19 protein-coding genes and 1 pseudogene are annotated in these 19,229 nt (G+C 44.4%); 1 reads left to right on the top strand and 19 read right to left on the bottom strand.

From position 1 onward, the window contains the following. Nucleotide 1: 1 nt before the first annotated feature. The 8 genes and pseudogenes from fmt to EV212_RS04630 all read right to left on the bottom strand — a co-directional run bounded on the left by fmt (nt 2) and on the right by EV212_RS04630 (nt 7,097). Nucleotides 2-931, bottom strand: coding sequence for a methionyl-tRNA formyltransferase (gene fmt / locus EV212_RS04665; protein ID WP_132089613.1), 930 nt, complete (start codon nt 929-931; stop codon nt 2-4). Nucleotides 932-933: 2 nt separating this feature from the next. Next, nucleotides 934-1,407 (bottom strand): peptide deformylase, encoded by a 474-nt coding sequence (def, locus tag EV212_RS04660; protein ID WP_132089611.1) that lies wholly within the window; start codon nt 1,405-1,407, stop codon nt 934-936. Between the two features lie 15 nt (nt 1,408-1,422). Continuing rightward, nucleotides 1,423-3,648, bottom strand: coding sequence for a replication restart helicase PriA (gene priA, locus EV212_RS04655; RefSeq protein WP_132089608.1), 2,226 nt, complete (start codon nt 3,646-3,648; stop codon nt 1,423-1,425). Nucleotides 3,649-3,743: 95 nt separating this feature from the next. Then, nucleotides 3,744-4,847: an RNA polymerase sigma factor RpoD gene (gene rpoD / locus EV212_RS04650; protein ID WP_132089605.1), complete on the bottom strand. Its 1,104-nt coding sequence runs from the start codon at nt 4,845-4,847 to the stop codon at nt 3,744-3,746. 208 nt (nt 4,848-5,055) lie between these two features. Beyond that, a pseudogene (rpoZ, locus tag EV212_RS04645) lies at nt 5,056-5,289 on the bottom strand (DNA-directed RNA polymerase subunit omega); the annotation flags it as partial. A gap of 3 nt (nt 5,290-5,292) precedes the next feature. Beyond that, the gene (gene gmk / locus EV212_RS04640) at nt 5,293-5,937 is read right to left on the bottom strand and encodes a guanylate kinase (RefSeq protein ID WP_132089599.1); all 645 of its coding nucleotides are present in this window, start codon (nt 5,935-5,937) and stop codon (nt 5,293-5,295) included. Then, nucleotides 5,930-6,196: a DUF370 domain-containing protein gene (locus tag EV212_RS04635; RefSeq protein ID WP_132089596.1), complete on the bottom strand. Its 267-nt coding sequence runs from the start codon at nt 6,194-6,196 to the stop codon at nt 5,930-5,932. Before EV212_RS04635 ends, gmk begins: the two co-directional genes overlap by 8 nt. 22 nt (nt 6,197-6,218) lie before the next feature. Beyond that, nucleotides 6,219-7,097, bottom strand: coding sequence for a YicC/YloC family endoribonuclease (locus tag EV212_RS04630; RefSeq protein ID WP_132089593.1), 879 nt, complete (start codon nt 7,095-7,097; stop codon nt 6,219-6,221). Nucleotides 7,098-7,293: 196 nt separating this feature from the next. On the opposite strand from EV212_RS04630, the gene EV212_RS04625 reads away from it, so the two are divergent. Then, on the top strand, nt 7,294-9,039 hold the full coding sequence (locus EV212_RS04625; protein WP_132089590.1) for an Rqc2 family fibronectin-binding protein: 1,746 nt from the start codon (nt 7,294-7,296) through the stop codon (nt 9,037-9,039). Nucleotides 9,040-9,093: 54 nt separating this feature from the next. On the opposite strand, the gene EV212_RS04620 is transcribed toward EV212_RS04625, so the two are convergent. The 11 genes from EV212_RS04620 to EV212_RS04570 form a co-directional block, all read right to left on the bottom strand. Then, nucleotides 9,094-9,750, bottom strand: a complete 657-nt coding sequence (locus tag EV212_RS04620) for an SGNH/GDSL hydrolase family protein (RefSeq protein ID WP_165873299.1) — start codon at nt 9,748-9,750, stop codon at nt 9,094-9,096. Nucleotides 9,751-9,754: 4 nt separating this feature from the next. Then, nucleotides 9,755-10,741, bottom strand: coding sequence for a helix-turn-helix domain-containing protein (locus tag EV212_RS04615; RefSeq protein ID WP_207669063.1), 987 nt, complete (start codon nt 10,739-10,741; stop codon nt 9,755-9,757). 174 nt (nt 10,742-10,915) lie between these two features. Then, entirely contained in the window at nt 10,916-11,458 is a 543-nt protein-coding gene (locus EV212_RS04610) for a hypothetical protein (RefSeq protein ID WP_132089582.1), read from the bottom strand. Between the two features lie 58 nt (nt 11,459-11,516). After that, on the bottom strand, nt 11,517-12,470 hold the full coding sequence (locus EV212_RS04605) for an alpha/beta hydrolase (protein WP_132089580.1): 954 nt from the start codon (nt 12,468-12,470) through the stop codon (nt 11,517-11,519). A 64-nt stretch (nt 12,471-12,534) separates the two neighbouring features. Continuing rightward, nucleotides 12,535-13,053, bottom strand: a complete 519-nt coding sequence (locus EV212_RS04600) for a GNAT family N-acetyltransferase (RefSeq protein WP_132089578.1) — start codon at nt 13,051-13,053, stop codon at nt 12,535-12,537. Nucleotides 13,054-13,192: 139 nt separating this feature from the next. Further along, nucleotides 13,193-14,086, bottom strand: coding sequence for a helix-turn-helix transcriptional regulator (locus EV212_RS04595; protein ID WP_132089575.1), 894 nt, complete (start codon nt 14,084-14,086; stop codon nt 13,193-13,195). Nucleotides 14,087-14,331: 245 nt separating this feature from the next. Further along, entirely contained in the window at nt 14,332-14,619 is a 288-nt protein-coding gene (locus EV212_RS04590; protein ID WP_132089574.1) for a DUF1905 domain-containing protein, read from the bottom strand. 4 nt (nt 14,620-14,623) lie between these two features. Beyond that, nucleotides 14,624-15,523 carry an aminoglycoside 6-adenylyltransferase gene (locus EV212_RS04585; protein WP_132089571.1) on the bottom strand — a complete coding sequence of 300 codons (900 nt, stop codon included), beginning with the start codon at nt 15,521-15,523 and terminating at the stop codon, nt 14,624-14,626. Between the two features lie 404 nt (nt 15,524-15,927). Then, complete coding sequence (locus EV212_RS04580) at nt 15,928-16,773, bottom strand: tocopherol cyclase family protein (protein ID WP_132089569.1); 846 nt, start codon at nt 16,771-16,773, stop codon at nt 15,928-15,930. Nucleotides 16,774-17,025: 252 nt separating this feature from the next. Then, a complete protein-coding gene (locus tag EV212_RS04575; RefSeq protein ID WP_243115458.1) occupies nt 17,026-18,261 on the bottom strand; it encodes an ABC transporter permease subunit in 1,236 nt (411 codons plus the stop codon). Beyond that, on the bottom strand, nt 18,242-19,144 hold the full coding sequence (locus tag EV212_RS04570; protein WP_132089566.1) for an ABC transporter ATP-binding protein: 903 nt from the start codon (nt 19,142-19,144) through the stop codon (nt 18,242-18,244). The genes EV212_RS04575 and EV212_RS04570 overlap by 20 nt, the downstream gene beginning before the upstream one ends. Nucleotides 19,145-19,229 lie beyond the last annotated feature (85 nt).

Below are 19,229 nucleotides of genomic sequence, written 5' to 3'. Positions count from 1 at the left end.
CCTATCCCAGTATTTCTCCTGCTGTCAACGGACATCCCCGAAGAAAAGCACCAGCGTCCATCCGCTTCTTGCCTTCCATCTGAAGTTCCAATATCTGAAGCGCACCATCCCCTGTCTGGACAGTGAAGCCTTTTTTATCCACTGCCAGAACCTGGCCCGGCACAGCCTCTCCGCCCGGAACGACTCTGGCCTTCCACAACTTCATCGTTTTATTATTATAGGATGTGTAAGCGCTCGGCCACGGATTCAAACCACGGATCAGCCGTTCAATCTCTTCTGCCCGCATAGAAAAATCAATCTTTCCAAGGGATTTATCAAGCATGCGGGCATATTCCCCGCTCTGACTGTCATCCTGCTTTTCCGGAACGATTGTTCCGGCCTCAAGTCCTTTCAGCGTCTCAATCAATAAATCGCCACCGAGAACACTGAGTTTATCATGGAGGCTTCCTCCGGTCTCATCTTCCGCCAGAGGCACTTCTGCTTTCAGCAGCATATCCCCCGTGTCCAGTCCCACATCCATCTGCATTGTCGTCACTCCGCTGACCTTTTCTCCACGGATGACGGCCCACTGAATTGGAGCCGCTCCCCGGTATTTCGGAAGAAGTGACGCATGAACATTGACACAGCCGTATTTCGGAATATCCAAAAGTTCTTTTGGCAAGATCTGACCAAAAGCGACGACCACCATCACATCCGGATTCAATGCCCGCATCTGTTCAATAAATTCCGGCTCTCTGGCCCTTCGCGGCTGATATACAGTCAGACCGTGTTCCAGGGCCTTTTCCTTCACCGGCGTATAGACAACCTTCTTTCCTCGTCCCTTGGCCTTATCCGGCTGAGTGACCACACCGACCACTTCATGGCCGGCTTCAATGATACACTCCAATGTCGGTACGGAAAAATCCGGCGTTCCCATAAAAACAACTCTCATGCTCATTCACCTTCTTCATAGACAACATCTTTCAGCCCACCTTCAACCTTCTCAATGTAAAGGTGTCCGTCCAGATGATCAAATTCATGGCACATGGCCCTTGCAAAAAGTTCGGTTCCTTCCACTTCAAATGGATTCATATTCTGGTCCAAAGCCCGTGCTTTTACATAATTCGGGCGGGTAACCACACCGGATTTGCCCGGTACACTCAGACAGCCTTCCTCTCCGGTCTGTATACCACTGGATTCAATAATCTCCGGATTAATAAATACATAAGGTCCCTCGCCCACATCAATGACACAGATACGTTTTAATATACCCACCTGGGGCGCTGCCAGACCCACGCCATTTTCATGGTACATCGTATCCAGCATATCACCGATCAATTCCTTTGTCCGCGGTGTAAGCTCCTTGACTTCTTTTGCAACTTTATTTAATACAGGGTCTCCCTCATATCTCATTTTTCTGAGTGCCATCGTTCTTCCTCCATTTTAATACAAATTCATCGGATTGATATCAAACTGAACGTTCATCTCCCGGAACAGGGTATCGCTGTGAATAAGCGACTGCGCCCGCTTCCGGCACTGAATCAATCCATTTATCTCGTTGCTCTTTATATAAATCACCTTTCGGTAATAATCCTTCTCTTTTGCCCGGAAGCCATCTGCCGGGGGCAGAACCTGAATTTCTTCATCCGCCATCACTCCCGCAAGAAGGATGGCTCCTTCTCTGGCCATCATTTCATCCATATGCTCCACAACCACCGCCATCATATGGCCTGCCGGCGGATAATGCATCAATCGCCGATATAAAATCTCCTGACGGTAAAAAGCTTCATAATCCTGAGCCGCCGCACAGGTTACCGCATAATGCTCCGGCTGATAGGTCTGAATCACTGCCAGGCCCGGCTTTTCGCCCCGGCCTGCTCTTCCTGCCGCCTGGGTCAATAACTGAAACGTCCTTTCTCCGGCCATATAATCCCCGGAAAACATGGACAAATCTGCTGCCAGAACACCAACCAATGTCACGTTTGGAAAGTCATGCCCTTTGACGATCATCTGGGTTCCCACCAAAATATCCGCCTCTCCTTTGGCAAAGGCCTGAAACACTTCTATGGAACTGTTTTTCCGTCGCATCGAATCTCTGTCGGCACGAAGAATCCGTGCCTGAGGGAATCGCTTTGCAAGCATCTCCGCCACCTTCTGCGTCCCCATGCCAAATGCTCCGATATAGCTTGAACCACACTCGGGACATTTGTCCGGCATCGGCAATGTCATCCCGCAATAGTGGCATTTTAAAAGATTTTGCTCCGCTTTATGCAGCGTCATGGAAATATCACAATGGGGACATCGAATGACATGACCGCAGCTCCGGCAGGATATAAATCCCGCATATCCCCGGCGGTTCAAAAACAACAGAATCTGTTCCTTTCTTTCCAGCCGCTCTTCCATCTCTTTCTGAAGCCTCCGACTGAAAATCGAGTAATTTTTCTGTTTTAATTCTTCTCTTAGATCAATGACACAGGTTTTTGCCATTCCCGGCCCTCCGGCCACTCGATCCTCAAGTCGATGCAGTCCATAGATTCCCCGCATGGCCCGGTCGTAGGTGACTACTGACGGTGTCGCTGAACCGAGAACCACTTTTCCGCCGCACATCTCCATTCGCTGAATCGCCACATCCACCGCATGATATTTCGGCGTTGTATCACTTTTATAAGCTCCGTCCTGCTCTTCATCAACAATCAGCAATCCCAAATTGGGAAAAGGGGTGAACAGAGCGGAACGAGGACCGATCATAATATCAATTTCCCCATTTTTTGCCTGGATATACTGGTCATAGCGCTCGCCATCCGACATTCGGGAATTCATGACCGATACCCGGCGTCCAAATCTCTGCCGAAAACGTGCAATGTTCTGATAAGTCAGAGAGATCTCAGGAATCAGCACAATCGCCTGTCTGCCCGACGCCAGAGTCCGCTGGATCAACTGCATATAAACCTCTGTCTTGCCGCTCCCCGTAACACCATAGAGCAGATGAACCATCCGCCCATCTTGACAAATGCCCTCTACTGCCTGCTGCTGTCCCAGGGTCAGATGCACTGTCTTCCCATCCTTCGCTCCCGAATAGGGAATCCGGTAATCCGAAGCTTCCCTCACTTTGATCCAGCCGTGTTTTACCAGCGTCCGCAGAGCAGCCGTCGGCGACGGCACTTTCTTCTTCATCTCAGTTTCAGAAATTCCCTGTCCCTCATTGTCGTCCAGCAGTAATGCCAGCAGCGCAACTCTGGATGCAAATCTTGGCTGAACCGCCAGTTTTTTCATCTCAGACTCGGCTTCGGCCCTTGATACAGCCAGGCAATAGACTTTTTTCGTACCGCCCCGAACTTTTCTCCGAACGCTCAGCACTGTTTTTAAGGATTGGGCGTGTGTACATCCATACATCCGGCTCATCCAGTCTGCCAGTCGAATCATCTGGGATTCCACCACCATAGAGCCTTTCTGGATGCTCTGTATTTCTTTTAATTTATCCGGCTCATACTCCGGTTCTTCAGAAAAACCTATAACATAGCCCCTGAGCACTCGATTCCCCTTTCCAAAGGGAACCAGCACCTGACTGCCGACCTGAATATCCGACACGAGTGTCTCCGGCACAATATACTGAAATACCCGATCCAGCGCTTCCAGAGATATATCCACGATAATATCTGCGTATTTCACTCTGTACCTCCAGTATCCTTTTTTGAACAAGAATACCGCAGATGACCTCGCTTTAAAACGCAGGCATCTCCGGTATCCCACAGTTCGTTATAATATTATGCAAGAAAATCCTTTAACTTCTTGCTTCTCTGCGGATGACGAAGCTTCCGAAGCGCCTTCGCCTCAATCTGACGAATACGCTCACGGGTCACAGAAAATTCCTGACCAACTTCTTCCAAAGTTCTGGCCTTTCCATCTTCAAGGCCAAATCTCAGACGGATGACCTTCTGTTCTCTCTCAGTCAACGACTGAAGCGCCACCTCCAACTCTTCCTTCAGCATCTCATCCGCTGCATGCTGTTCCGGCTGAAGTGTGGATTTATCTTCAATAAAATCACCCAGATGGCTGTCTTCTTCCTCACCGATCGGTGTATCCATAGATACCGGTTCTTTTGATATCTTCAAAATATCATCTACTTTTTCCACCGGAACACCCATCACCTTTGCAATTTCTTCCGAAGTTGGTTCACGGCCATACTCAGCCAGTAATTTACGGGATACCCGAATTGTTTTGTTAATTGTTTCTACCATATGTACCGGAATACGAATGGTTCTGGAATAATCGGCCAGTCCACGGGTAATCGCCTGACGAATCCACCAGGTCGCATAGGTGCTGAATTTATAACCTTTTGTATAATCAAATTTATCAACAGCCTTCATCAGTCCGATATTTCCCTCCTGAATAAGATCCAGGAAGCTCATTCCACGACCCACATATCGTTTAGCAATACTTACAACAAGGCGCAGATTGGCCTCTGTCAGATGTTTTTTGGCTTCTTCATCGCCTTCGCCCATCCGCCGGGCCAGCTCAGCCTCTTCCTCCGCAGACAGCAACTGAATATTACCGATTTCTTTCAGATACTGGCGCACCGGGTCTTCAATATTAATACCATCCGGCACAGATAAGTCTGTATCATCCACATGCACTTCATCCTCATCATCTAAAAGAAATTCCGCATCGCTGTCATCATTACTGACTCTCAGAACATCGATTCCCTTGCTTTCCAGATAATCAAATATCTGCTCACTCTGGTCCGCGTCCAGGGACATACTGCTAAATGCATCCATAACTTCCTGATATTCAAGGACATTTTTTTTCTTTTTAGCATTTGAAACCAGTTCTTCCAGTTTTTTTGTAAACAATAACTTATTGTCTTCCATACAAAATTCCCCATATCTCTATTTTCTGCAGTACAATTAAATTATAATGAATTTTTCGTCATATAACAATACGAATTGTAAATTTAATTTGAATTTATGCTTCTGTTTCAGTCTCTGCTTCATCGGTTGTTTCTTCGGCTTCTTCTGATATTTCAATCTCCTCTTCTGAAATATCCTCAGCTAAATCCAACATGTCACCGCCGATTTCCTCGTCTTCACCAAGAATCTTAATTTTTCCCGAATACAATTCTTCAACAGCAATAGACAACGGTTTTTTCCCCGCAGCATCATCCACGAGTGGCTCAGCACCGGAAATCAGCTGTCTGGCCCGCTTTGCCGTTGCAATGACGATGGAGTAACGGCTCTGGACTACCGGAGCTTCCCCCTCTTCCACACCACTGTTTACAACTTCTATTAAATCTGAATATGATGGATGTAACATAAATTATTCCCCTTTCTTATATGCGGCAAGGCCTTCTGTCAATTGTTCAACCAATTCCCCGCCATAAACAGCTTTTCTTTTTTCAGCCTCAATGATCTGGTGGATGTCTTCAGCACATTCAACCACCTTTCCATTCTCATTGAGAACGATATAATCGTACTTATCCATATAAGTAACTTCTTCGGAAGCCCGTGACAGACGTGACAGGATGACTTCTTCTGTCTCTGTTCCACGTCCTCTGAGCCTTGCTTCCAGTTCTTCGGCCGTCGGCGGCGTCACAAAAATCAACACCGTCTCCGGATAGCGTTCTTTCACTTTCAAAGCGCCCTGCATCTCAATCTCCAGTATAACAGAAATTCCCTGACTCAGCTTATTGAACACAAAATCCTTTGGAGTTCCATAATAATTATCCACATAGCAGGCATGTTCTAAAAACCGTTCCTCCTGAATTCTCTGCTCAAAGACCGATTTATCCAGGAAAAAGTAATGTTGTCCATCAACTTCGCCTTCCCGTGGTATCCGTGTCGTTGCTGAAATCGACAGGCAGTATTCCTGCTCATGCCTTGTCAAAAGCTCTTTGACAAGCGTCCCTTTACCGGCGCCGGAAAATCCCGAAATAACTGCCAGTATACCTTTTTGATCATTCATCTTCCTCATCCTTATTCACAACCTTGCCGGCGAAACGCCCGGTCAATGTCTCCGGCTGCAGAGCCGAAAGCACCAATTCATTATTTTCCATGACGATCACCGCTTTTGTCCGGCGTCCCTGAGTGGCATCAATGGCCATTCCTGCATCCTTTGCATTCTGGATCATCCGCTTGATCGGCGCCGAGTCCGGATTGATAATAGCGATCACCTTACTGGTGTTCACCACATTGCCAAATCCTATATTCATAAGCTTTCCCAAAAATCATCTCTCCTGTTCAGGATTATTCAATATTTTGTATCTGCTCTCTGACTTTTTCAATCTCTGTCTTCAGATCAATCGCCCGATTGGCCACTTCCAGGTCATTGGCCTTGGATAAAATCGTATTGGCCTCCCGATTCATCTCCTGAGCAATAAAATCCAGCTTTCGCCCGATGCTGCCGCCTTCCAGCAATGCCTTCCGTGTACTTGTAATATGGCTGCGCAGACGGACGATTTCTTCATCCACACAGATTTTATCTGCAAATATGGTCGTCTCTGTGATAATGCGGCTTTCATCGATCGTGGAATCGCCAAGAAGTTCTTTTACTTTGGCTTCCAGACGCTGACGATGTTCTACAAGAATCTCGGGCGAACGCTTTTCAATGAAATCCACAGCTTCAAGCATACCGTCCAGTTTACTGATCAGATCATTTTTCAGGTTTTCACCTTCGACCAGACGGGTCTCCACAAACTGTTCGCTGGCTTTATGAAGGGCTTCCTCCAAAACGCCCCACAGTTCATCCGTATCTACTGTCTGCTCTTCCAGCGTAAGTACATCCGGATAACGTGATAAAGAAGACACCCGTACATCATTTTCAATGCCAAACTGTTCACTCATCCGCTGCAGGACACCCACGTATTCTGCTGCAAGCTCTTCATTATATTTAAGGACCATATTATTCTCCGTATAATCCTCATAAGTGATGAATACATCCACCTTACCCCGCTGGATGTATTTTTTCAGAAGATTTCGGATGCCTGCCTCAAAAATGCTCAGCTTTTTAGGCATCTTAATATTGATATCACAGTAGCGGTGGTTGACCGCCTTCATCTCAACCGTAATCTTCTGACGTTCGTTTGCGATTTCGCTTCTGCCGAAACCTGTCATACTTTTCAACATTACATGGTTCTCCCATCTATTTAATTTGTAAGTTATATCTTTCCATAGTAAGGCTATTGTATAACCATATCAATTTATTATAATTCAAATAAAAATTACCGTCAATAGTTTCGCCCGCCATCTCTTGTACAAAATTTTAATATTTGTTATACTAAAAAAGATTTTTTAATCTATATTTCAATGAAGGAGAACACTTATGGCTTTTGATGGAATCGTAATTTCCAACCTTGTATGGGAACTGAGCGAGCGGCTCACTGACGGCCGCATTAATAAAATATATCAACCGGAAAACGACGCAATTGTTCTGACGATAAAAAATAACCGGAACAATTATCGTCTGCTGCTCTCCGCCAGCCCGTCCCTGCCTCTGGCCTATCTGACAGAAGACGCCGGAACCAACCCGATGGTAGCGCCGAATTTCTGTATGCTGCTCCGAAAACATATCAGCGGAGGCCGTATCGTTTCCATCGTTCAACCGGAGATGGAACGAATTTTAAAATTTGAGATTGAGCATTTAAATGAATTGGGTGATTTATGTACCAAATTCCTCATTGTGGAACTGATGGGCAAGCACAGTAATATTATTTTCTGCCAGCCGGACGGCACAATTATTGACAGTATCAAACATATTTCTCTCAATGTCAGTTCGGTCCGCGAAGTCCTGCCGGGGCGCAGCTATTTCATACCGAACACCATGTTAAAAATGAATCCTCTGACCATCAGCGCCGATGAATTTATTGAAAAGACGTTATCCAAACCGCTGCCTGTGGGAAAGGCCCTCTACACCAGCCTGACCGGTATCAGCCCGGTCATTGCCGAAGAAATCTGCTTCCGTGCTTCCATTGATTCGGGAATGAGCACCAGCGGACTGAGCGATGCAGAAAAGCTTCATCTGTTCGGTGTTTTCAGCCGTCTTATGGAGGATGTTGAAAACCATTGTTTCACACCGTTGATCATTTATCGCGGCAAAGAACCCATAGAATTTTCTGCTCTGACGCTGACATGCTACGGCGACTGCGAAAGTCATGCCTTTGATTCTATTTCCACAGTGCTTCAGACCTATTATGCGGAGAAAAATGCAACGAGCCGCATCCGTCAGAAATCCCACGATTTGCGTCATGTGGTGAATACCGCACTGGACCGTACCCGTAAAAAATATGACTTACAGTTAAAACAATTAAAAGATACGGAGAAACGGGAAAAATACAAAATTTATGGTGAAATGATCAATACCTATGGTTACGGACTGGAAGAGGGCGCTAAAAGCATGACCTGTCTTAACTATTATACCAACAAAGATATGACCGTTCCTCTGGACCCCCAGCTTACACCTCAGGAAAATGCAAAAAAATATTTTGAACGCTATGGAAAATTGAAACGTACTTTTGAAGCCCTGTCCACTCTGACAGAAGAGACCCATGACGAGATGGAACACCTGGACTCTGTCAGTACCGCTCTGGATCTGGCCCAAACCGAAGGGGATCTGGCTCAGATTAAAGAAGAATTGATTCAGGCCGGTTATGTGAAACGTCATACCGGCGGCAGAAATGTAAAAAAACAGAAGCTGACCAGTCAGCCTCTCCACTATATCTCTTCCGACGGTTATGACATGTATGTTGGAAAAAATAATCTCCAAAATGAAGAACTGACCTTTAAATTTGCAAACGGCGGTGACTGGTGGTTCCATGCCAAAGGAATCCCCGGTTCCCATGTAATTGTCAAATCCGGCGGAGACGAGCTTCCCGACCAAACCTTTGAAGAAGCCGCCCGTCTGGCTGCTTACTACTCGAAAAACCGGACCAGTGAAAAGGTGGAAATTGACTATATCCAGCGCAAGCATGTTAAAAAGCCAAACTCGGGAAAACCGGGATTTGTCATCTATCATACCAATTATTCCATGATGATCGAACCGGATATTTCAAATATCCAATCCGCCAAATAAAACAAAATCGGACCCCAAGGTCAAAAAATGACCAAAAGGGTCCTTTTCTTTCAATCACCCGTATATGATCTCTCTGACCTTTTCTGCCAGAGCCTCAGCCAATCTTAAATGGCCTTCCTCCATCAAATGTATACTATCTGCCTCCCCAGGTTCCGCCACCAGAGCCGCATCAAAAAATTCACAGCCAAACTGTTCCGCGACAAGCTTATACCAGCGGGCCATACGCTTTGAATTTTCAACAGCAGCTTTGCCCTCAAAAAACTCGGCAAAAGGAGAGGTCTCTATCCCCTGACCCATATGTATTGGTGACACAATGAGAATCTTTGTATCCGGCTGATCACATTTATATTTCAAAAAACCTGTCAGCCTCATCATCATATTTTGAAGGCCTCCGGCGATATCTCCCGCCGGAAGATGAAATTTCTTCTTTAATTCATTGGAACCGAGCATAATGATCAACATGTCGAAAGGTACATGACTTTCCACCATCGGCAGGACATAATCCATTCCCTTTTTATTGCCCCATTCCCATGGGTCCTCACAGGAAATGGTCCGTCCATTCTGCCCTTCTTCAATAATCTGATATTCATCGCCTAATATCTGCTGCATTCGCATCGGCCATCGGGTATTTTCATCATAACGACCGCCTGTCACCGGATTGTATCCCCATGTATTTGAATCTCCAAAACATATAATCCGTTTCTTTTCCATAGTTTCATCTCCTTCGATATATTGCCTGTACAATGCCATACAAAGCAGCAAATAAAACGCCCGCCACCGGCCAGACAATCCAACTGATCTCCCAGTTATTTAAATAAAAGCTGATTCCAAGATAAATAGCCGTTACCAGACACCAGTAAATTCTTGGAAAATAAGAAGTTTTCCGGCCAAGTGCCTTCTTTTCTTCTGTATAATCCCCCCGTTGGAGCAGTTTTTCATAACTTTCATGAACCATACCATAACGAACAAAAAGATGTACGCCGATGCAGATCAAAATCAAAAGAATATCCACACAGCAGACATAAACAAATTCATCCTCTGTAAGTCCAAAGGCCATAAGCAGGGGAACGACTCCGATAATGCACAAAAACACGCCGATCGTCACAACTACACGAAATTTTGGTTCAAAAGTTCTCCGCTTTTCTTCTACCATTTCCGCAAGACTACGTTCTATAAATATGGCTTCTTTTTCCAGATATTCAAATTCGGAAAGCTGCATTCCATTAAGAATCAGAATGGCAACCCCAATGGCGACCAAAACCAAAAGAATGGTCACGCCAAGGCCTCCGGCCATATTCTCCGTCAAACGGGTATGTTTATATTCCGCCACTCCACCTAAAAACATCAGCGGAACCGGAGACAAAATAAATAAAGAAACAGCAAAAGCAATCCGCCCGGACAGCTTTTCTGTCAAATCCATAAACAAATTCGCCTCTTTCGCCGACACCCGGCGTGCGGATGGCTCCGACATTTCCTCAAAAACTTCGGATACATTGCTGGAAATTTCCCGAACATCATCCTTCAGCAAATAATCTGTTGTCACATCGAAAAGTTCACTGAGCCTTAGGATCTTATCCAGATCCGGTATGGATGCCCCCAGTTCCCACTTGGAAACCGACTGTCTGGATATATCCAGTTTGTCTGCCAGTTCTTCCTGGGACCAACCTTTTCTTTTTCTCAACAATACAATTTTTTCTGCCAAAACCATCCTCTACTACCTCTCTTTGTCTTATTTCTGACTTTAGTTTAACAGAATTTACAGTTGACAACCACCAAGTGCGCTTGGAAATGTTGCACCTGACAGTTGCATCCACCATTTATTGTCATGTTTTCGCAAAGCACAAACGGCCCTCCGGATGAAGGGCCTGCAATAGAATCAGATGACATTATAAGCAATCTGTTTTTGTGAGAAAAGGCACTCGAATCCGTCCAGCAGATGATTCGGCAAATACAGAGATTCCTTTTTCTTTAACTGAACCGCTCCGGACTTTGATAATACCTCAGCCACAAACTGAGAACAAAAATATGCGTTTTCAAACTTATGCGGAATATGCAAAAGGCACAATATAACGCCGAGACGCGAATAAGTATAGATATCTTTCTGCTCCAGAAATCGCTGGATTTCTTCTGCTATATCATGACAGATACTTTCAGGCACCCGCATGCGTATACAAACGCTGCCTTCTTTTCTCCGCCTGGATTTCCTTTTTTTCGGTTCCTCAACAACAACGCCCTTGCCGTTAAAGCTGTAGAACACCTCTTCCGTGCCATCAATAGACAAAGACGCATGAGAATAACCACTTCTGCTGATCACCCGAATGAACCGTCCAAACCAGTCCGAGTATCCCGTCAGCAAGATGGTGATCGTCTTCATTCGCTCCTGTTTTCTCTTTTTCTTTTTAATTCCTTTTTTTCCCATTAATTCATCCTAACCCATTTTATAAACTATATGTCAAATAACTGTCATCCATGATCATTCACTGCGAAAATCCCATTAAATCCGTTTCCTTCTCCATCAGAAAACAATTGATTAAATCATAGGTTTTTTTCACCTGTGAAAAACGAACCGGTAAAGAAAAATATCCGTGAAGTGCGTTCGGCATTCTGAAAATCTTCACCTTATTTCCTGCTGTCTTCAGCGCCTTTCCATAAGCCTCTCCTTCATCCCGCAGCGGACAATATTCTGCTGTAATGATCAATGTGTCCGGCTGATCGGTAAAGCTCTTTGCCGCCAGCGGCGCATAATAGGGATTCATCAAATCTTCATCCGATGAGCGATACAACTCCATATAGTCCCGCACACGCTTTGTCGTCAACAGGTAACCTGTGCCATTTTCCCGCACCGAAGGAAACGGGGAAGAATCTGAATGATCATTTCCCGCAGCCGGATAGATGAGTATCTGACGGGAAGGAAGAAATTCTCCCCGATCACGGGCCATCAGCGAGACGGCTGCCGCCAGATTGCCTCCGGCACTATCTCCGATCAGCACGATTTCCTTTGCTTCCGTTTCCAAAAGGTTCTCATCAAGAAATATCTCCCTTGTGACCGCATAACAATCCTCCAGCCCGGCCGGAAACGGATGTTCCGGCGCCAGCCTGTAATCCACGGAAATGACCACACGTCCTGTCTGATTTGCCATATCGGCGCAGACAGCATCATAGCTATCAATACTTCCGGTCACCCATCCGCCGCCATGAAAAAATATAAGTATTCCCTGATGTTCACGGGCGGAAGGCATAAAAATCCGTACCGGTACCTCATGGTCTCCGTTGATCACCTTATGCTCCCAAATGTGATAGAGCGACGGCTTTCTCAGCCGTCTTGCGGAAATCTCTTTCAACCACCGTTCCATTTGATAACTTTTTTTAATATCCGCTTCCGAATAGGACAGCACAGACAGGGCCGCCCGCATCGCTTTATTAATTGCCATAAATACCTCTTTTTCCAAATTGTAACAGACAGAGGAGAAGATTACAATCTTTTTAAACAGATTGTCACAATTTCTTTTCCAGACATACAAGCTGAACGCCTATAATTCCATTAAACGTACACGGAACAATCCCCACTTCCCTGTAACCCAGTTTTTTATAAAACTGCCGGGCACGTGTATTTTTCTGATTCGTATCCATCCTCAGATAATTGCAGCCATGCTTTCTGGCAAAGTCTTCATAAAAAGAAACAAACGCTCTGCCATATCCGCGATTTTCTATGGTTGGCGATACCACCAGCGTATGTAATACCATGACCTCCTGTTCTTCGGCATCATATTCCCAATCCGCTTCTGCATAGGAAGGTTCCTGCTGCTGATTCAATCTTCCCGCCGCCACAACAACACCATCTTCTTCCAGCACATACAGATCACCCATTTGCAGAGCCATTTCCGCCGTTTTCTCTGTTGGATAGATATCTCTTATCCATCCGATCGTCACTCGGCCGGCCTCTTCCTCCGTATGAATTTCATCATAAATATGGGAAACCGCCTGAATATCTTTTTCTGTTGCTTTTCTGATCATAAAGTTTATCCCCACAAATTTAATAATTTTTAAACGTATACTTTAGTATAATTGATACCGGATATGAAATCAACAGGGTATTTTTTTGAAATCAGGCTGGCAGGTCCAAATGCCGATCCTGCTGCACTTTCTGCATCTTTTACAATCTGCTTCTTCCCCTGTCCGTGCAGATCACAAGCTCGCTCTTTATGCCATTCAGCTCTATAATATTCTCCGCATCAGGTGTGTCAAACCGTTCTGTCTGCCGTCCGCCGTTCTCATAAGAGATGCTTGTTCCGATGCCCTTCGTAACGGCGGTAAAGACGGCATTCTCTGGGATATGGATTTTTGAGGTTGCCGACACTTGGTTGATCGCGACCTCCCCATTTAAGGAACGGCAGACAACCTCCATATCCAGATTGCAGTTTATCTCTAATGTGCCAGAAACATCCTCCAGAATGATGTTTGGTGTCTTTACATCAAGCTCTATACTGTCACACTCCAAAGAACGGATTTCCACGCTCCCTGCATGAACCGCACATTCAATTTTCCCGATATAGGGTGACGGGATTTGGACGAAGATACTGACTGCTTCTTTTGCTGCCGCTTCGGATACACCGTTCCTGCGATTTACATCCACATCAATCCGTTTTCGGATGTCGTCAATCTTCACTTTAAAATCATTCTGGAGCGTGGAGAGGGTATTGGATGCCAGACGGACACGGATTTTCTCGCCCTCATAGCCTGACATCTGGAATTGCCTTGCCCCTCCAAACTTCATGTCGTAACGTTTTGGCTCATCAATATCGTACTCTGTAACACTCTCGAAAAGATACTCTGTCGCTTTTTGGGTTCCCCTTTCGTTAGAGAGCAGCTCGTCAATGGAAATGTCAAACAGGGTGGAAATTGCCATGATGTTCTCAATGTCGGGAATGCCCGCATCTGTTTCCCATTTTGTAACCGCCTGTCTTGATACACCGAGCTTCTCCGCTAACTGTTCCTGCGACATTCCTGCCTGCTTACGGATGGATTTCAATTTTTCTGCAAATGTCATATTCATGACCTCCTTATTTTGATATACACAGTATAGAAAAGCGTATTTTACATTACAAGCAAGCAGGGATTACATTTCGTTTTTTCCGCTACTTTGCGTGGCATTTCCTTCAACTCTGACGGAATCGGGCTGCGCCAAAATATAACCCTCCACCGTTTCCGGTGCTTTCCCGCAGTAATGGCTCTGGTTCTGCTTTTTAAAAGTACGCCCACACTTCGGACATGTCCACATCTTCCCGACCGCCTTTATTCCCTTTCTCTCACTGTCACCCTTACACTGTCACCTGGCTGCTTCCCGATCCGGGAACGTATCTCTTTCCGTACACCTATAATATAGCAGACACTTCCGTCCGCATTTTTTACTCCCATATTTACAATACTGCCGTCATATTCTTCTCCGTCAAATGTGGCGTGTACTTTTACCCGTCCCCGTCCGAATTCTTTCCTGATATCATAGGGAAAAATGACATAAGCGCCGCCTGTTTCACCTGCTCCATAAAGCAAGGATTCATATTCATACACTGTACGGTTCACTACTTCACCTCATCCAATCTGTTTTCTCCAGTGTAGCCAGTTGAGTTCTTATATTCTTCATATATCCACATGCTGCTTCCTCCGCAGTATATGGATATGTAGCTTCTATTGATTCTCCTACCCAAATAGCAACATCATGAAATAATTCAATTGCAACCTGGATCGCACACCAAAAATTCTCATATTCTCCATTTGTATATGTTTTTAAATATCTCTGATAAATTGCTTCTGAAAGATACTTTTTAAAGTATTTGTTTAACTTTCCAGTTGAAACCGAAAAATCTGTACGCGTACCAATATACCAATTTAACATTAATTCCATCATATTTCGCACAAGTGTATTATAAGTTGTCATAGCAAATGGCATTTCATCTCTCGCAATTCCTTTTGATACATCACAAATACACCAGAAAAATTCATTACAACAGCCTTGAAATTGTTTTATAGAAGGTTTCTTAACAAAAAAATCTTCATCTGTTGGTGCTGGAAGTTCTGGTAAACAACCAATTTTGTCTAATAGCGGCAGATAAAGTTTATTTCGATTAGTTCCTTTATTCAGTGCGTTAATTGTTTCTATCCCAACATCAATACGATTACCGTCACTAAAGAGTAATAACCATGAATAACTTTCATCATAGTTGGCTCTGATACCGAATCTTTCTCCGTAACCATAATCATCATCTTGTTCTTGCTTTAATACCACTTTGCCAAAAAAATTAATCCAGGAAGTATCCATTATAAAACTGTCTGTTTCTTTTACAACATACATAATATCAAAATCTCTATAAATATCTTTAGGTACTTTAGGATTTGTTCGTGAACCTTTCATATATGCTGCTAAAATCCTGTCATCCTGTTTTGCTTTTGTGATAATTAAACTCATCATTTCTTTCTCGCTTCGCATTTTGAATCCCTCACAAAAATGAATCATTAAAAACTTTATGATTCTATCCTACAAATTCCAGTTTATCGCTGACTTCATTGTAGCATAGCGATGTTATAAAATCCATGGAAATGTCTGTGACTATAGACAATCATGAGCGGCAAAAGTCTTTTTACAGACACTGCACAATTCGTTTTACATTGCCATTCGATACGGAATAATACACAATCAACATTCTTTTTTCATCCTGTCCGCACTTCTTGCTATTCCACCTGCTTACTGTCCGCCGGATACATCCATCAAAAAGCTGTCATAGGCGTCAAATTGTCTCCGCCCACATTTCGCAAAGCGACTGATTGATTCTTATATCGTATTATAGTTCCATTTTCGGAGCGTAATCTTCAGCAAAGTTTTCTTCCACGTCATCAAGAAAAATATTCAAATTCAAAAGATGCCTTGTCTGTTTCGAAAGCAAACAGAATACAGCCCTCTTTGCGAAGTCTGTAAAAAGCCCGGCAGGATGCACTTTCGTGAATTGTCCTTACCATGTCTCCCTTGGCCGGAGCCTTAAGAGGCCGTTCAGATGCTTCCAACAGCCGAACATCCAATTCCAGATTGCCCTGTATAATCCGGACCATCTTGTTTTGGATTCTAACAACTCTGGCTCCCAGATAAGTGGCGATCCTGTACTCTTTCCCCAGCCATAATATAGCACCTATAATACCGGTAAAATGAATCCCTGCCATGGGAATATCCGCCACTGACAACATTAAAGCCCCACCTTGGAAACAGCACTGCGTCCATATATACTCTTTTGGAAATGACCGGCCCTGATCTCCTTCCCAATATCCCCATGCATTCCGAAAAGAATATTTTTGTCCATTAATACACACATTTCCCCTGACCGAATGGCGCATACTCCGCACACTGTGGCGGCATTCCATAAAAGGCACTAACGCAAACGGCCCCATAATATCATATTTTAACGGACATAGCGGTCCAAAATCCAACTTTCCCCTAATAGTCAACTGCGATGTCTGTATTGCCAGATGAATGCCTTTTTCACCAAATTGATTTTCTCCAATAAAAATATTCCTTCTTGTCCGTCGAAATAAATCTGCACTAAACATAACTGTCCAGGCGTCATTATCCGTAATGACCTGAATAGAGCAGGTGCGTTTGTTCCCTTTGTTGTGAACGGCAGGTATCACCGCTAAGGTCTGTGTATCAGATTGACATTTTAAATACCAGCCAAAAAAAGAATTATACATATGCTTATCTCCATGAAAAAATAATACTTATTTTTCCATGGATAAGCCTGATTTATTCATCTTAGAGAATTCTGCTGCCGTATGTCCATGAACTACATGATAGTAGTCGGAACAAGCTGGCAATTACATCACGGTCCAAAATAAACTCCCAGGCATGTTTCAAGTTTAAAATCTTTTACACGCAACAATAACGATTATCGCCAAGACCGAACCGTTGATTATCAATCTCTTTCTATTCACATTCATGCCTCCTTATAAAACTTGATGCTTTTTAAAGCCCAGCTTTGCAAGAGGAAGCATACAAACAGTCAGTACCGCATACAAAATTGTCCTTGTGGAAAATGCGTCCAGTACCAAGCTGCCTAATTGATAGGAAATATAAGAGCCAAATTGAGGCTGAACCGCGTAGTAAGGCAGCAGGAACAAAGTTAAATTGTAAACGCCTGTTGTTCCGTTTGCAGAAAGAAACATTGGAATAAACAGCACAGGCACAAGTACGATCAACACAAGATAAGGACTTCTCATCTTTGAGGAAAGTACCAGTGTCAGACCAATCATGGCAAACAGGACAAAGTAAATCACGCCCAGATTGACCAGGATTCCCTGCAGGAATGTAAATGGATAAGGGATTGATGTACCTGCAATCTGCATGGGAAGATTCCAGCCATCCACGCCAAACGCCGCAAGGGGCAATCCAAAGGCCACAAGGATATGAATGGTAAATGCAAGAAGCCCAAACAGGTAGGATGCAATGATCTTTGCAGTCGTCAATTTTGTTTTTCCATACTTGCCCGACAAAATGACCGCATCTGTTCCAGCCTGATACTCGCCGGAAAATACGGGCGCAAGGACAATGCAAACAGCCACTATTGCGAACATTAACAGTTCAAAACAGGTATTAATGGTAAGCCATCCCTCATAATATCCATACTGGAATGGTGTTTCTACCTGGCTGTTCATATTCTGCCAGTATTCTTTCTGTTCATCAGACAATCCACGGGACGAATCATTTAACAGAGCAGCTATTTTTTCCTCCCTTGCCTGATAGAAGTTTGCGCCGTTCGCTATATCCACATCCGGCAGGCTACTATACCAGGCCGTTACTCCAGGGGCAGCATAGGTGGATGCAATCGTTTTTAACAGTTCTTCCCGTGGTGCTATATCATTCCAGTACGCATCTCCAATTAAAAACTGATCTGTTCCGTCAAATCCCACATTATCAGGATTTTCAAAAAGCTCCTGTACTTCACGGATTGTTTCGCTAATGTATTCATCCGTCAGAGGAACGGAAATCTGCGAATACTGCTCCTTTGTATAAGCAATACCATCCAGGCCCTTGATTACTCCATCCGCATTGTAGGTCTGATACTGCAAAATCGGCAGGCCAAAAAGAAAAACCGTTAATAACAGGCTGACGGTCATCACAATAAACGTAGATTTCTTACGCAGAATTTTCAAAAACTCATACTTAACCAGCGTTTTCATCATATCCACCCCTTTCGTTCTGCACTTCTTCGCCAAAATGGTACAGGAATAAATCTTCCAAACTCGGTTCAACGGTGTAGGCATCTGCCGCCGGAGCTGCTTCATTCACGATTCGCAAGCGCACTTTATTGTTTTCGTGGTGCAGATTGACAACGCAAAATCGCCTGCTATATTCATCAGCCCTCCGGTCATCAACTAAAACTTCCCATACTTTACCCCGGATACCGTCAGTAACCGTAGACATTGGTTCTTGCAGTAAGAAGCGTCCCTGCTTCATCATCAAAATTGCGTCTGCAATATAGGAAACATCGGAAACAATATGCGTTGACAGAATCACGATCTTTTCCTTTGCAAAGTCTGAAATAATGTTGCGGAATCGTACCCGTTCTTTCGGGTCAAGCCCCGCCGTTGGTTCATCCAAAATCAAAATTGACGGATCATTCAGTTCAGTCTGGGCAATACCCAAGCGCTGCTTCATGCCACCAGAATAAGACTTGATTTTCTTATCCGCCATATCATGCAGGTTGACCATATCCAGCAGCTTTTCCGTTTTTGTTCTGGCTTCTTTCGAGCTGAGACCTTTCACTGCCGCCATATAAAGCATAAACTCGCGGGCCGTAAAATCAGGATAGAAACCAAAGTCCTGGGGCATATAACCCAAATGAGTATAATACTGTTCTCCCAATTCCTGCATGGTCTTTCCATTCAGACGGATGCTGCCGGAAGTAGGCTTCAAAATGCCGCAGATCATTCGCATCAAAGTCGTTTTTCCCGCTCCATTTGCGCCAAGCAAGCCATACACGCCAGGAACTAAATTGACGCTTATATCGTCAACGGCACATTTGCTTCCATATTGCTTGCACAAATGCTGTAATTGCAGTTCCATACAAAACCTCCTGTTGGTTGTTATTTAGATCACATTATAAAAGATGGATGATCTATGCTTACAGCATAAACCATCCATCTTATCG

Origin of the sequence: Frisingicoccus caecimuris (assembly GCF_004340975.1) — a bacterium.
Taxonomy (GTDB): domain Bacteria; phylum Bacillota; class Clostridia; order Lachnospirales; family Lachnospiraceae; genus Frisingicoccus; species Frisingicoccus caecimuris.
Note: the sequence above shows the minus strand (reverse complement) of the source record. Positions and strands in the feature narration are given on the sequence as shown.

Bases quoted from the DNA above. Each gene is read 5' to 3' on its own strand.
- fmt (WP_132089613.1), bottom strand. From the start codon at position 931: ATGAGAGTTGTTTTTATGGGAACGCCGGATTTTTCCGTACCGACATTG.
- EV212_RS04605 (WP_132089580.1), bottom strand. From the start codon at position 12,470: ATGGCAATTAATAAAGCGATGCGGGCGGCCCTGTCTGTGCTGTCCTAT.
- rpoD (WP_132089605.1), bottom strand. From the start codon at position 4,847: ATGGAAGACAATAAGTTATTGTTTACAAAAAAACTGGAAGAACTGGTT.
- EV212_RS04630 (WP_132089593.1), bottom strand. From the start codon at position 7,097: ATGTTGAAAAGTATGACAGGTTTCGGCAGAAGCGAAATCGCAAACGAA.
- EV212_RS04580 (WP_132089569.1), bottom strand. From the start codon at position 16,773: ATGTATAATTCTTTTTTTGGCTGGTATTTAAAATGTCAATCTGATACA.
- EV212_RS04600 (WP_132089578.1), bottom strand. From the start codon at position 13,053: ATGATCAGAAAAGCAACAGAAAAAGATATTCAGGCGGTTTCCCATATT.
- EV212_RS04585 (WP_132089571.1), bottom strand. From the start codon at position 15,523: ATGCGAAGCGAGAAAGAAATGATGAGTTTAATTATCACAAAAGCAAAA.
- EV212_RS04595 (WP_132089575.1), bottom strand. From the start codon at position 14,086: ATGACATTTGCAGAAAAATTGAAATCCATCCGTAAGCAGGCAGGAATG.
- EV212_RS04575 (WP_243115458.1), bottom strand. From the start codon at position 18,261: ATGATGAAAACGCTGGTTAAGTATGAGTTTTTGAAAATTCTGCGTAAG.
- def (WP_132089611.1), bottom strand. From the start codon at position 1,407: ATGGCACTCAGAAAAATGAGATATGAGGGAGACCCTGTATTAAATAAA.
- EV212_RS04570 (WP_132089566.1), bottom strand. From the start codon at position 19,144: ATGGAACTGCAATTACAGCATTTGTGCAAGCAATATGGAAGCAAATGT.
- EV212_RS04620 (WP_165873299.1), bottom strand. From the start codon at position 9,750: ATGGAAAAGAAACGGATTATATGTTTTGGAGATTCAAATACATGGGGA.
- EV212_RS04625 (WP_132089590.1), top strand. From the start codon at position 7,294: ATGGCTTTTGATGGAATCGTAATTTCCAACCTTGTATGGGAACTGAGC.
- EV212_RS04610 (WP_132089582.1), bottom strand. From the start codon at position 11,458: ATGGGAAAAAAAGGAATTAAAAAGAAAAAGAGAAAACAGGAGCGAATG.
- gmk (WP_132089599.1), bottom strand. From the start codon at position 5,937: ATGAATGATCAAAAAGGTATACTGGCAGTTATTTCGGGATTTTCCGGC.